Annotated in this window: 12 protein-coding genes; 2 read left to right on the forward strand and 10 right to left on the reverse strand. The window is 67.0% G+C overall.

Annotated elements, in window-relative coordinates:
- Positions 1–7: 7 nt before the first annotated feature.
- The 6 genes from QMG28_RS06540 to QMG28_RS06565 form a co-directional block, all read right to left on the reverse strand.
- The gene (locus QMG28_RS06540; protein ID WP_281841407.1) at positions 8–889 is read right to left on the reverse strand and encodes a carbon-nitrogen hydrolase family protein; all 882 of its coding nucleotides are present in this window, start codon (positions 887–889) and stop codon (positions 8–10) included.
- Positions 890–892: 3 nt separating this feature from the next.
- A complete protein-coding gene (locus tag QMG28_RS06545; protein ID WP_281841408.1) occupies positions 893–1,366 on the reverse strand; it encodes an arsenate-mycothiol transferase ArsC in 474 nt (157 codons plus the stop codon).
- Between the two features lie 3 nt (positions 1,367–1,369).
- Positions 1,370–1,849 carry a UPF0262 family protein gene (locus tag QMG28_RS06550; protein WP_281841409.1) on the reverse strand — a complete coding sequence of 160 codons (480 nt, stop codon included), beginning with the start codon at positions 1,847–1,849 and terminating at the stop codon, positions 1,370–1,372.
- Positions 1,850–1,914: 65 nt separating this feature from the next.
- Entirely contained in the window at positions 1,915–2,700 is a 786-nt protein-coding gene (locus QMG28_RS06555; protein WP_281841451.1) for a metal ABC transporter permease, read from the reverse strand.
- Positions 2,690–3,439 carry an ATP-binding cassette domain-containing protein gene (locus tag QMG28_RS06560; RefSeq protein WP_281841410.1) on the reverse strand — a complete coding sequence of 250 codons (750 nt, stop codon included), beginning with the start codon at positions 3,437–3,439 and terminating at the stop codon, positions 2,690–2,692. Before QMG28_RS06560 ends, QMG28_RS06555 begins: the two co-directional genes overlap by 11 nt.
- Positions 3,436–3,930: a transcriptional repressor gene (locus tag QMG28_RS06565; RefSeq protein ID WP_281841411.1), complete on the reverse strand. Its 495-nt coding sequence runs from the start codon at positions 3,928–3,930 to the stop codon at positions 3,436–3,438. Before QMG28_RS06565 ends, QMG28_RS06560 begins: the two co-directional genes overlap by 4 nt.
- A 93-nt stretch (positions 3,931–4,023) precedes the next feature.
- Here QMG28_RS06565 and QMG28_RS06570 point away from each other — a divergent pair, with 93 nt between their 5' ends.
- Positions 4,024–4,962, forward strand: a complete 939-nt coding sequence (locus QMG28_RS06570) for a zinc ABC transporter substrate-binding protein (RefSeq protein WP_281841412.1) — start codon at positions 4,024–4,026, stop codon at positions 4,960–4,962.
- Between the two features lie 73 nt (positions 4,963–5,035).
- On the opposite strand, the gene QMG28_RS06575 is transcribed toward QMG28_RS06570, so the two are convergent.
- From QMG28_RS06575 to QMG28_RS06590, 4 genes are all read right to left on the reverse strand, one after another.
- A complete protein-coding gene (locus QMG28_RS06575) occupies positions 5,036–8,611 on the reverse strand; it encodes a hydantoinase B/oxoprolinase family protein (RefSeq protein ID WP_281841413.1) in 3,576 nt (1,191 codons plus the stop codon).
- Between the two features lie 52 nt (positions 8,612–8,663).
- Positions 8,664–9,971, reverse strand: coding sequence for an NAD(P)/FAD-dependent oxidoreductase (locus tag QMG28_RS06580; protein ID WP_281841414.1), 1,308 nt, complete (start codon positions 9,969–9,971; stop codon positions 8,664–8,666).
- Between the two features lie 75 nt (positions 9,972–10,046).
- On the reverse strand, positions 10,047–11,441 hold the full coding sequence (locus QMG28_RS06585) for an aspartate aminotransferase family protein (RefSeq protein ID WP_281841415.1): 1,395 nt from the start codon (positions 11,439–11,441) through the stop codon (positions 10,047–10,049).
- A 78-nt stretch (positions 11,442–11,519) separates the two neighbouring features.
- A complete protein-coding gene (locus tag QMG28_RS06590) occupies positions 11,520–12,206 on the reverse strand; it encodes a GntR family transcriptional regulator (protein WP_281841416.1) in 687 nt (228 codons plus the stop codon).
- Positions 12,207–12,345: 139 nt separating this feature from the next.
- Here QMG28_RS06590 and QMG28_RS06595 point away from each other — a divergent pair, with 139 nt between their 5' ends.
- Entirely contained in the window at positions 12,346–13,431 is a 1,086-nt protein-coding gene (locus tag QMG28_RS06595; RefSeq protein WP_281841417.1) for a polyamine ABC transporter substrate-binding protein, read from the forward strand.
- Positions 13,432–13,441 lie beyond the last annotated feature (10 nt).

Below are 13,441 nucleotides of genomic sequence, written 5' to 3' on the forward strand. Positions count from 1 at the left end.
GCGCTAATCAAGTGAGTGCGACGCATTGCACGGGATTGGCGCGGGCGGGCTGCTCGGCCCAGTGCACCATGGTGAGCACGTTGCCGTCCGCCCGGGCGGCGCGCACGGCGGCAAGATCGACATCGGCGAAGACCCAGCCGGGCCTGTTCATCGCCCCTTGCGCGATCACGCCGCTGGCGGGAAAGCCCCGGTCCGGCGGGCCGTAAATGGCCGCCGCACCTGCGTTTTCGTCAAGCAGGGGCGACCAGGGCGCGCGGCCCTGCGTCGGCGAGTGCACCACCACGCACTGGCCCTCCAGAGCGCGGGCCATCGCACCGATCCGCACCCGGTTATAGCCCTCGTCCAGCTCGGTCTGCGAGGGCACCAGCAGCACCTCCGCCCCGGCTTCGACAAGGCTGCGCGCCAGCAGCGGAAACTCGGCATCGTAGCAGATCAGCACACCGATCCGGCCCAGCGCGGTCTCCATCAGCACCAGCGGATTACCGGGCACCGCGCCCAGCTCATCGCGCTCCCAGCGGGTCATGATCTGCTTGTCATGGGCCTGGCGGCGGCCATCGGGGGTGAAGAACATCGCCCGGTTCACCAGCCGCCCGGCCTCGAAGACGGGGCCGGAGCCTGCGAGGATATGCACGCCATGTTCAGTGGCGAGCCGGGCATGCAGCGCCCAGCTATCCTCCATCGCCGCGCTTACCGCCGCCAGCGAGGCGGGCAGATCCGCCGCCACCGCGCGGCCCGCGAAAGCGGCGATCTCCATCGCCGCATATTCGGGAAAGACCAGCAGATCGGCCCCCTCCGCCGCCGCCTCCGCCACCCAGGACGAGAGCTTGTCGGCGTAGCAGGAAAAGCCCTCCATCCAGTCGATCGGGTAGCAGGCCGTGGCGATCTTCATGGCTCAGCCCTCGTAATCGGCATCGGGCAGCGGCGGGCCGAACCGGGCCAGCATCCGGTCGCGGATCTGGTCACGGGTCTGGCGATAGGCCCCCAGCTTTTCCTCCCGCGCGGTGCCCAGCCCGGTCGGGTCCATCACCGGCCAGTATTCCACCTCGAGGTGATGAAAGCGGGTCAGCTCCAGCACCCGGCGCTGGCTTGCCGGGCTGAGCGCGACGATCAGGTCATAGGCGGACAGATCGTCGCCCCATTCCTGCATCTGGTCGAAGCTGCGCACCTTGTGCTGGTGCAGGGGCACGCCGATCTCTTCGCAGACGGCGACGCTGAAGCCATCCACCTCCAGCTCGCCCTTCACCCCGGCGGACTGGACATAGACCCTGTCGCCGTAGAACTTTTTCATCATTCCCTCGGCCATGGGCGAGCGTACCGCGTTGTGATCGCAGCAAAACAGGATCGACTGGGGGAGCGCCTTGCCCAAGCCCTACCCCCAGTGCAGCACGCAGATGAGGGTAAAGAGGCGGCGGGCGGTATCGCGGTCCACCTCGGCCTTGCCGGCGAGCCGCTCCATCACCACCCGCGCGCCCTCGTCATGGATGCCGCGCCGGGCCATGTCGATGGTTTCGATCTGGGCGGGCGGCAGCTTTTTCACCGCGTCGAAGTAGCTTTCGCAGATCTGGAAGTAATCCTTCACCACCTGCCGGAACGGCCCGAGCGACAGGTGAAATTCGCCCGCCTTCTCGCCCCCCGGCTCGGTGGCGATGTCGACCACCAGCCGCTTGTCGCGGATCGACAGATGCAGCGCATAGGGGCCTCCGGGCGGGGTCTGGTCGCCACGGGCGACGGGGGCGAAGCTGTTCTGTTCGAGAAGATCGAACACCGCCACCTTGCGCTCCTGCTCGATCTCGGGCGTGGGAGCGGCAAGGCCGGTATCGTCGATCTCGATCTTTGCGATGCGGTTCATGGGGCCATCCGGGGCTGTCTCGCCCAAGGGTTAGCCCAAGGACCGGATGGGCACAACGGCAGGGCTCAGTGGCGGCGGCCAAAGAGGGCGACGAGCAGGAACAGCCCGGCGGCGACGGTGACGATGCTGGGGCCTGCCGGCGTGTCGAAGCTGTAGGAGGCCCAGAGCCCGCCCAGCGCCGCAGCCGCGCCGATCGCCGCCGCGCCGAAGGCCATTCCCTCGGGCGTGCGCACGAGGCCGCGCGCGGCGGCGGCGGGGATGATGAGCATGGCGGCGATCAGCAGCGCCCCCACCACCTTCAGTGCCACGGCAACCACCACCGCCAGCGCCAGCGTGAGCACCAGCCCCTCGCGGTCGGCGTCGATGCCGGAGGCGGCGGCCAACTCGCGCGAGAGCGTCGCCGTCAGCAGCCGCGACCAGCGCCAGCCGAGCAGCGCCACCACGAAACCCGCGCCGCCCCAGATCACCGCGAGATCGGGCCGGGTGACGGCGAGGATGTCGCCAAACAGAAAGGCCGAAAGGTCGACCCGCACGCCGGGCACGAAAGAAATGGCCACGATCCCGAGCGCCAGCGCCGAATGCGAGAGCACCCCAAGCGTGGCATCCATCGCGTGGCCCTTGGTGGAAAGCCAGCTCACCGCCGCCGCCATCGCCAGCGCCACCAGCAGCGTGCCGAGCGTGACCGGGGCCGAAAAGATCAGCGCCAGCGCCACACCCAGAATGGCGGCATGGGCCGTGGCATCGCCGAAATAGGCCATCCGCCGCCAGACCACGAAGCTGCCGAGCGGCCCGGCCGCCAACGCGATGCCCACACCCGCCAGAGCGGCGCGCAGGAGGAAATCATCCAGCATGATCGCCTCCGTGGCCGTGGCTGTGGTCATGATCGTGTTCGTGGTCGTGGTCGTGCTGATAAAGCGCCAGCGCGCCATGGGTGCCGTGGCCGAACAGCGCGCGGTATTCCGGCGCGCTCTGCACCACGGTCGGCGTGCCCGAGCAGCAGACATGGTGGTTGAGGCAGACCACCCGGTCGGAGGCGCTCATCACCACATGCAGATCGTGGCTGACCATGAACACGCCCATGCCCGTCTCGCGCCGGACCTGTTCGAGAAGCTCGTAAAAGCTCGCCTCGCCCGGCTGGTCGAGGCCCTGGGTGGGTTCGTCGAGCACCAGAAGCTGCGGATCGGTGAGCAGCGCGCGGGCCAGCAGCACGCGCTGGAACTGCCCGCCCGAAAGCGCCGTCATCTGGCGCTGTTCAAGCCCTTCGATCCCGGAGCGCGCGGCCACCGCCGCCACCTCCGCCGGCGCATGCCGGGTGGGCAGCGACAGGAAGCGCGTCACCGTCATCGGCAGGCTCGCGTCGATATGCAGTTTCTGCGGCACATAGCCGAGCCGCAGACCGGGCACGCGGGTGACGGTGCCGCGATCGGGGCGCACCACGCCGAGCAGCACCTTGACCAGCGTCGATTTACCCGAACCATTGGGGCCGACGAGGGTGACGATCTCGCCCGGCTCAACCTCCACATCCACCCCGTCCAGCACCAGCGCCCCGCCATAGGAAACGTGGATATCGCGCGCCGCGATCAGGCTCATGCATCGGTCTCCCGGCAGGCCGGGCACAGGCCCAGCGCCTCGACATGGGCCCGCTCGATGGCAAAGCCGATCTCGCCCGCCGCCCGTTCGAGCGAATCCTGCACGCTGCGCCCCGGCGCTTCGGCGACCACGTGGCAGTGCTCACAGATCAGGAAAACGGGCGCGTGCTTATGCCCGCCCGGATGGGTGCAGGCAGTGAAGGCGTTAAGCCGCTGGATGCGGTGGACAAGCCCCTGATCGACCAGAAAATCGAGCGCCCGGTAGGCCACCGGCGGCTGGTGGCCAAACCCGTCTTCCGCCAGCCGGTCGAGCACATCGTAGGCCCCCATCGCCTTGTGGGTTTCAAGCAGAATCTCCAGCGCCCGCCGCCGCACCGGGGTAAGCCGCGCGCCGGTCTCGGCGCAGATTTCCTCGGCCCGCGCCAGCGCCTCGGCGGCGCAGGTGGCGTGGTCATGCGGCGCGAAGGCCTGGGCGGGATCATGGGCGTGCATCTTGTCTCTTGCGCTCCGGTTTTGGTGATATTATAACATCACCCTCACATAGCGTAATGCTATAACATCACTTAGCTCTCCACAAGGTGCCCCATGTTCCGAACCGCCTCCCTGCTCTCGCTTCTCGCCCTGCCCGCTTTCGCCGAGCCACCCAAGGTGGTGGCCGATATCGCCCCCGTACACGCGCTGGTGGCGCAGGTGATGGAGGGAGTGGGCGAACCGGACCTGCTGCTCGATCAGGACGCCAACCCCCATGCGGCGCAACTGCGGCCCAGCCAGGCGCGTATGCTGGCGGAGGCCGATCTTGTGATCTGGGTCGGCCCGGAGCTCAGCCCCTGGCTCGAACACACGATCGACGGGCTGGGCACGGCGGATTCGCTGGTGCTGATGGAGAGCCCCGCGACCACGCTGCGGGATTTTGCGGCGCCGGCGGAGGAGGATGACCACGATCACGGCGAAGACCATGACGATCACGCGGATGATGATCACGCAGAAGACGATCACGACCACGGCGACAAAGACCCTCACCTTTGGCTGTCGGTCGACAATGCCCGCGCCTGGCTTGGCCTCTTTGCCGACGAGCTTGCCACGCGCGACCCCGACAATGCCGACACCTACCGCGCCAATGCCCTGAAGGCCCAGGCCGGGATCGACGGTCTCGCCGCCGGCATCGAGGCCACCCTTGCCCCCCATGCCGGGGCCGAGATCGTCACCTTCCACGCGGCCTTTGGCTATTTCGCAGACCGCTTTCCGGTGACCGTCGTGGGCAGCGTCCGCCCCGGCGACGCCGCCTCCCCCTCCGCCGCCGCGCTCGCCGCGCTGCGTGACCTCGTGGCCGAGCACGACATCGCCTGCGCCTTTGCCGAACCGGCCTTCGATCCCGGCCTGATCGACGCCATAGCCGGCGATACCGGCCTCAGGATCGGCGTGCTCGACCCGACCGGCGCCTTGCAGGAGCCGGGGCCGGGGCACTATGCGGCCACGCTCCAGACCATTGCCGACGGCATCGTTGAGTGCATCGAACGCGAGTAAGCTCTGCCCGGCCATGCTGGTGAGAGGCCGGGGCATCCGCTCCGGCCTCTTTTTTTGTGCGCTGGTATGAGCCTCAGCCCCAGCCGCCACCGCCCGGCGTGCGCATCTCGAAAACGCCGCCCGCCGGCAGGGCCACCTCGGCGTTGCCGCCCAGCACCTCGCGCCGCCCGTCCGGCCATTCGGCGATGTTCTCGCCCAGCGCCCCCGATGCGCCGCCACCCATGCCGAAGGGCGGCACCTTGCGGCTGAGCGACAATGTGGTCACCGTCACCGGCGCGAGGAACCTGAGCCGCCGCACCACGCCATTGCCGCCATGCCAGCGCCCCGCGCCGCCCGAACCCGAGCGGATCGCAAAGCTTTCGAGCCGGACGGGAAAGCGCTTTTCCAGCACTTCGGGATCGGTCATCCGGGTATTGGTCATATGGCTCTGCACCGCATCGCATCCATCGAAGCCCGGCCCCGCCCCGGTGCCGCCGGCAATCGTCTCGTAATTCTGGAAGTCGTCATTGCCCCAGATGAAATTGTTCATCGTGCCCTGGCTCGCGGCCATCGCCCCGAGCGCGCCCATCAGCGCATTGCAGGCGGCCTGGCTCACCTCGGTATTGCCCGCGATCACCGCCGCCGGATAGGCCGGATTGAGCATCGAGCCTTCCGGCACGATAATCTCAAGAGGCTTCAGGCAGCCCTCGTTGAGCGGGATCGCGCTGCCCACCAAGGTACGAAATGTGTAAAGAACCACGGCGCGGGAGATCGAAAGTGGGGCATTATAGTTGCCTTTGTGCTGGCCGGAGGTGCCGGTGAAATCCACCACCGCGCGGCGGTTCGCCCGGTCCACCCGCACCGCCACCCGGATCTCGACGCCATGATCCAGCGGATAGACAAAGCTGCCATCGCTCAGCCGGTCGATCACCCGGCGCACGCTTTCCTCGGCATTGTCCTGCACATGGCCCATATAGGCGCGCACCACATCGAGGCCGTAGTTTTCGACCACGCGCAAAAGCTCGCGCCGCCCGGTCTCGTTCGCCGCCACCTGCGCCTTGAGATCGGCGATGTTCTGGTCAGGCTGCCGGGCGGGCCATCGGCCCGAGGCAAGCACGCCACGCGCATCGGCCTCCAGAAAACGTCCGCCATCGACCAGCTTCACATTGTCGATCAGCACACCCTCCTGCTCGATCCGGGTGCTGTCGGGCGGACCGGAGCCGGGCGTGCGCCCGCCGATATCGGCATGATGCCCGCGCGAGCCGAGCCAGAACGCCACCGCGCCGCCGACGAAAACCGGCGTTACCACCGTTACATCCGGCAGATGGGTGCCGCCGTTGAAGGGCGAGTTGAGCATGTAGCTGTCGCCGGGTTTCAGCCTGCCCGCAATCTCGCGCATCACCGTGCGGATGCTTTCGGCCATCGAGCCCAGATGCACCGGCACATGCGGCGCATTGGCCACCAGATCGCCCGCGCCGTCGAAGATCGCGCAGGAAAAATCCAGCCGCTCCTTGATGTTCACGCTCCACGAGGTGTTGGCGAGCGTCGCCCCCATCTGGTCGGCGACCGACATGAACAGGTTGTTGAACACTTCCAGCAGCACCGGATCGGCCCCGGTGCCCGCCGCCAGGGGCCGGGCCCTGGCCGCGATACGCTCAAGGATCAGGTTGCCCTGCCCGTCCACCCGCGCCGCCCAGCCAGGCTCGACCACATTGGTGCCGGTCGGCTCGGTGACGATAGCCGGGCCGTGCAGCGCGGCGCCTTCGGGCAGGCTCTGCCGGTCATACAGCGCCACCTCGCCCCAGCCGCCGAAATAGCCCGGCACCTGCGCGACCGGCACGCCATCGCCCTCGGGCGCACGGCCCGAAACCTCCGCCCCCGTCGCGCCCACCGCTTCGACCGCCAGCGCCTCGAACAGGAGCGCGCGTTCGGGCGAATGGAACCCAAACCGCGCCTCATGCGCCGCCTCGAAGTCCGCCCGCATCCGCGCCGCGCCGCACAAGTCCACATCCAGCGCCTGATGCGAGCCCTCGTAGCGCAGAAACACCCGGCGCGCGGTCTCGACCGAGGCCACACCCTGCGCGCGCACCTCCCGCTCGGCTTCCGCCGCCAGCGCATCGAGCCGCGCCCCCGCTTCGGCCAGCGCCGAAACCGGCGCATCGAACTGCGCCTCGCGCAGCGCGCGAATATCGGCCAGCCCCATGCCAAAGGCCGAGAGCACGCCCGCATGGGGGTGCAGAAACACCCGTTTCATCCCCAGCGCATCGGCCACCCGGCAGGCATGTTGCCCGCCCGCACCGCCGAAACATTGCAGCGTGTAGCCGGTCACGTCATGGCCGCGCTCGACGCTGATCTTCTTGATCGCCGCGGCCATATTGTCGACGGCGATCCGCAGGAACCCCTCGGCCACCTCCTCGGGCGCGCGCTCCGGCTCTCCGGTGGCCGCCGCGATCTCGCGCGCCAGCGCCGCAAAGCCCGCGCGCACCGCCGCCATATCGAGCGCTTCATTGCCACCGGGGCCGAACACATGGGGAAAATGCGCCGGGTTCAGCCGCCCCAACATCACGTTGCAATCGGTCACCGTGAGCGGCCCGCCGCGCCGGTAGCAGGCCGGGCCGGGATCGGCCCCGGCGCTTTCCGGCCCGACCTGATAGCGCCCGTCGCGGAACGACAGGATCGACCCGCCCCCCGCCGCCACCGTGTGAATGTCCATCATCGGCGCGCGCATCCGCACGCCGGCCACCTCGGTCTCGAAGCTGCGCTCATAGGCGCCGGCATAATGGCTCACATCGGTCGAGGTGCCGCCCATGTCAAAGCCGATCAGCCGGTCATACCCCGCCGCTTCAGCGGTGCGCACCATACCGACGATCCCGCCCGCCGGGCCGGAGAGGATCGCATCCTTGCCCTGAAACCGGCGCGCATCGGTCAGCCCGCCATTGGACTGCATGAAGTAGAGCCCGCCCGTGGCGCGGCCAAGGTCGAGCGCCGCCTCCACCTGCGCCACGTAACGGCGCAGGATCGGCGAGAGATAGGCATCCACCACCGTGGTATCGCCCCTGCCCACCAGCTTCGCCAGGCGCGAGACCTCGTGGCTGGCGCTCACCTGGGTAAACCCCGCCTCCCGCGCAAGCTCGGCGGCGCGGATCTCATGCGCCGGGTTCACATGGGCATGAAGGAAGGCGATGGCCACCGCGCCGATCCCTTCCGCCCGCGCCGCCGCCAAGGCAGCCGCCAGCGCCTGCTCATCGAGATTTGTGATCACATTACCGACAGCGTCGAGACGTTCCTGCGCCTCGACCACCCGTTCATAGAGCAGATCGGGCCGCTTGATTTGCAGGGAAAACAGGTCGGGCCGCGTCTGGTAGCCGATCCGCAGGAGATCGCCGAAGCCTTTTGTGATCACAAGAAGAACCCGGTCGCCCTTGCGCTCCAGCAGCGCGTTGGTGGCCACCGTGGTGCCCATCTTCACCGCCCGGATCGCATCATCGGGGATCGGCACGCCCGGCGCGAGGCCAAGGCATTGACGAATGCCCTCCACCGCTGCGTCAGCGTAGCGCCCGGCGTTTTCCGACAGCAGCTTCAGCGTCTCCACCGCGCCATCCGGCCGGCGCGCCACCACATCGGTAAAGGTGCCGCCCCGGTCGATCCAGAATTCCCACGCGCCGCTCATACCGCCTCCGCTGCCACCGGATATGGGTCCGACAGGGGGGCCGGAATGTCAATCAGAGCTTGTCGCGCAGCGAGAACCAGAGCATCGCCAGCACCAGGAGCGGCGTGCGCATCGCCGGACCGCCGGGAAAGCGCAAGGTCGGCACCGAGGCCATCAGGTCAAACCGCCCCGCCTGCCCCAGCATCGCCTCCGCCGCCAGCTTGCCGCCCAGCGTGGCCAGCGCCACGCCGTGGCCGGAATAGCCCCCGGCGGTGAGGATATTGCCCGAGATCCGCTCGAAATGCGGCATCCGGTTCACCGTGATCCCCAGCGTCCCGCCCCAGGCATAGTCGATCTTCGCCTGCGCGAGCTGCGGGAAAATCTCCAGCATCGGCCCGCGCGCCTTGGCGGCGATATCGGCGGGAAACCGGTAGCCATAGCTCTCGCCGCCGCCGAACAGCATCCGTCTGTCTTCCGACAGCCGGAAATAGTTGATGACGAATTTCGAATCCGCCACCGCCTGGTTTTCCGGGATCAGTTCATCGGCCAGCGCCCCGAGCGGTTCGGTGGCGATCATGAAATTGTTGATCGGCATCACCTTCGACGCGATCCGCCTGTCGAGATCGCCGAGATAGCCGTTCGTGGCCCAGAGCAGGTAGCGCGCCGAAACTTTGGCCTTGGCGGTGCCGAGCCGCACCGGCTCGCTCTCCGACACCCACCCGACCCGCGAGCGCTCGAATATCCGCGCGCCCGCCTCCCGTGCGGCGCGCGCCAGCCCCAAAGCATAGTTCAGCGGGTGCAAATGCCCGCCCCCCATATCCTCCACGCCGCCAAAATAGGCCCCGGACCCGACCTTTGCCCGGATCTCGTCCCGCGCCAGCGGGCGGATCCTGTCATAGCCGTAGTCACGGTTCAGCTTTTCGGCATAGGCGTGGGAATGGGCCACGAAGCGCTGGCGGTGATCGGCATGGATCAGCCCCGGCACATAAGCGGCCTCGGGCGCGTAGCGCCTGGCATAGTCGATGGTCAGATCGACGCTTTCGACCGCGATATCCCACAACCGGCGCGCCATGTCAGGGCCGACCATCTCTTCCAGCCCGTCCTGATCCACCCGCTGGCCCGGATGCACCTGCCCGCCATTGCGCCCCGATGCGCCAAAGCCCACCCGATGCGCTTCCAGCACCACCACATCCATGCCCGCCTCGGCCAGATGCAACGCTGCCGAAAGCCCGGTGAAGCCGCCGCCGATCACCGCCACGTCGCAGGCAATCTCGCCCAAAGCCTCGTCGAACGGCTCCAGCGCCGTCGCCGTCGCGGCATAATACGAGCCGGGATATTCCCCAGGCCGGTCATTGGCGGTGAGAATGTCGAGCCGCGCCATGATGCCCTTTCATCTTGCCCAAAATATCCCGGGGAGCGCGAGGGGCAGCGCCCCTCGCCCCGCCCGCCGCAGGCGTCACCCGGCGGTTTTCAGAAGCCCTGCCTCCTTCACCGCGGCATAGCCCTCGTCGAGCGATTTCACGGCGCGCTCGAACAACAGGTCGATATCGGCTTTCGTCATCACCAGCGGCGGGGCGACGATCATCCGGTCGCCGACATGGCGCATGATGAGGTTGTTGGCAAAGCACTTCTCGCGCACCATGTAGCCCACCGTTCCGGCCGGGCTTTCGAACGGCTTGCGCACCGATTTGTCGGCGGTCAGCGCCAGCGAGGCCATCATGCCGACGATCTTGGTCTCGCCCACGAAGGGGTGATCGCCAAGCTGGTGCCACTTCTCGGCGAGGTAGGGCGCGGCCTCGTTCTTCACATGGTCGACGATCTTTTCGTCTTCCAGAATGCGCAGGTTTTCCAGCGCCACGGCGGCGGCAACCGGGTGGCCGGAATAGGTGTAGCCATGGGCGAATTCCTCGCGGCCCAGCACCTCGGCCACATGGTCCGACACCACCGAACCGCCGATCGGCGCATAGCCCGACGAGAGCCCCTTGGCGATGGTGATGATATCGGGGCGCAGCCCGTAATATTGCGTGCCGAACCATTCGCCGGTGCGCCCGAAGCCGGTGATGACCTCGTCGACGATCAGCAGGATGTCATGCGCGTCGCAGATCCGCTGGATCTCGGGCCAGTAGCTGTCGGGCGGCACGATCACGCCGCCCGCGCCCTGCACCGGCTCGGCGATGAAGGCGGCCACGTTCTCTTCCCCCAGTTCCGCGATCTTGGCTTCCAGCTCGCGCGCGCGCATCAGGCCGAATTCCTCGGGGCTCATATCGCCGCCTTCCAGGTACCAGTGCGGCTGGCCGATATGGGCGAAGCCGGGCAGCAGCCCGCCCTGCGCCTGCATCCCCTTCATCCCGCCAAGGCTCGTCGCGCCGAGGGTGGAGCCGTGATAGGCGTTGTTGCGGCCGATGATGATCTGCTTCGAGGGTTTGCCGAGATTCTGCCAATAGGTGCGCACGAGGCGGATATTGGTGTCGTTCGCTTCCGACCCGCCGGAGGCGAAGAAGACGTGGTTGAGATTGCCCGGCGCCAGTTCCGCCACCTTGTCGGCCAGCGCGATGGCGGGCACATGCGTCGACATGAAGAAGGTGTTGTAATAGGGCAGCTCCTTCATCTGGCGATAGGCCACATCGGCCAGCTCGTCACGGCCATAGCCGATATTCACGCACCACAGCCCCGCCATCGCATCGAGGATCTGTTCGCCCTCGCTGTCGGTCAGCGTCACGCCGGTGGCGCGGGTGATCACGCGCGCGCCTTTTTCGGCCAGAAAGGCGTTGGCGGTGAAGGGGTGCATGTGGTGCGCGGCGTCCAGCGCCTGCAACTCGGCTGTGGGCAAGTGATTCGTAATCTTGTTCATCTGCAGCTCCTCGGGTGGGAATCGGCGTTCACAATATGATCAAATGTTGGGCTGTCAACGCGCCCTCTGCCTGTTTGATCAGGCGTCGGCGGCGGTGAGGCTTCGTGTCACAGATGCGATTCCCTGCTCGATATCGCCAAGAATGGCCGCCGCCACGCCCTCGGCGTCGCGGGCGCGCATCGCCGCCAGCGCCTCGCGGTGCATGTCGGGCAGGTTGGCCGTGCCGTGGCGTCCGAGCATGACCCGCAAAGACGGGCCGGACCGCAGCGACAGCATCTCGGAAATGCCGATCAGCACATCGGCGCCGGAGAGCGCATAGAGCCGGGCGTGGAAAAGATGGTTGTGCTCCAGATAGCCCCGCACGTCGCCGCGCTCGATTGCCTCATCGACCTTCGCATCCACCCTGGAGAGCATCGTGATATCGTCATCCGTCAAGTTTTCAACGGCGCGGCGCGCCAGTTCCGGCTCGACGGCGCGGCGCGCGAAGGCCAGTTCGCGATATTGTTCGAGCGACATTTCGGGCACCTCCACCCGGCGGTTGCCCTTGAACACCAGCGCGCCCTGGCTGGTCAGCCGGCGGATCGCCTCGCGCACCGGGGTCATGCCCAGACCGAGCGCATCGACCAGCCCCTGGATCGTCACCGGCTGGCCCGGGGCCAGCTCGCCGTAGAGCACCATATCGCGCAGGCCGCGATAGGCGCGTTCATGGTCGGGCAGTTTCGCAGGGTCGTGGTTCATCCCGGTCACTCGTTCTTCGTTGTCCATTGCGCTTGTGCGCCAAGCCTATAATCTCAAAAATCAGGGTATCGCCTCGCGGGGGATTTGACCATATCCGCCGTTACGGCTAGTTTTGATCAAAAGTCCAACACCGGCCACAGCGCCGATCAAGGGAGAAAGTGGAGAAATGAAGACAAAGCTGATGCTGCTGAGCACGAGCTTCGCGCTGATCGCAGGCGCCGCGGCTGCCGAAGAGGTGCGGGTCTACAACTGGTCCGACTATATCGACGAAGAGCTGCTACAGAAGTTCGAGGACGAAACCGGCTATGACCTGATCTACGACGTGTTCGATTCCAACGAAGTGCTGGAAACCAAGATGCTCGCCGGCGGCTCGGGCTATGACGTGGTGGTGCCGACCGGCTCCTTCCTCGCCCGCCAGATTCAGGCCGGCGTGTTCCAGAAGCTCGACATGGCGAAGTTGCCCAATATCGGCAATATGTGGGACGTGATTTCGAGCCGCACCGCGCGCTATGACCCCGGCAACGAATACGCGATCAACTACATGTGGGGCACCACCGGCATCGGCGCCAACGTGGGCAAGGTGCGCGAGATTCTCGGCGAGGACGCGCCGATCGACAGCCTGGCGCTGGTCTTCGATCCGGCCAATATGGAAAAGCTCGCCGAATGCGGCGTGATGATGCTCGACGCCCCGGACGAGATGATCCCGGCGGCGCTGAAATACATCGGCGAAGACCCCAACTCGATGGATGCCGACGTGGTGGCCAAGGCCGAGGCCGTGTTCACCCCGATCCGGCCCTATGTGCAGAAATTCCACTCCTCGGAATATATCGAGGCGCTGGCGAACGGTGAGGTCTGCGTGGCTTTCGGCTGGTCGGGCGACATCCTGCAGGCGCGCGACCGCGCCGCCGAGGCCGACAATGGCGTCGAGATCGAATACCATGCGCCGAAGGAAGGCGCGCTGATGTGGTTCGACCAGATGGCGATCCCGGCCGACGCGCCGAACCCGGATGGCGCGCATGCCTTCCTCAACTTCATCATGGACGCCCAGAACATGGCGCAGGCGTCGAACTACGTCTATTACGCCAACGGCAACCTGGCGAGCCAGGAATTCCTGATCGAAGACGTGATCGACGATACCGCGATCTACCCGGATGAGGCGACGCTGGAGAACCTCTACGTCAAGGATGGCTACGACCCGCAACTTCAGCGGTCGGTCACCCGGATGTGGACCAAGATCAAGTCGGGCATCTGAGCCCTGTGAT

The sequence above is a fragment of the Sinisalibacter aestuarii genome, from assembly GCF_027923545.1.
Classification (GTDB): Bacteria; Pseudomonadota; Alphaproteobacteria; order Rhodobacterales; family Rhodobacteraceae; genus Sinisalibacter; species Sinisalibacter aestuarii.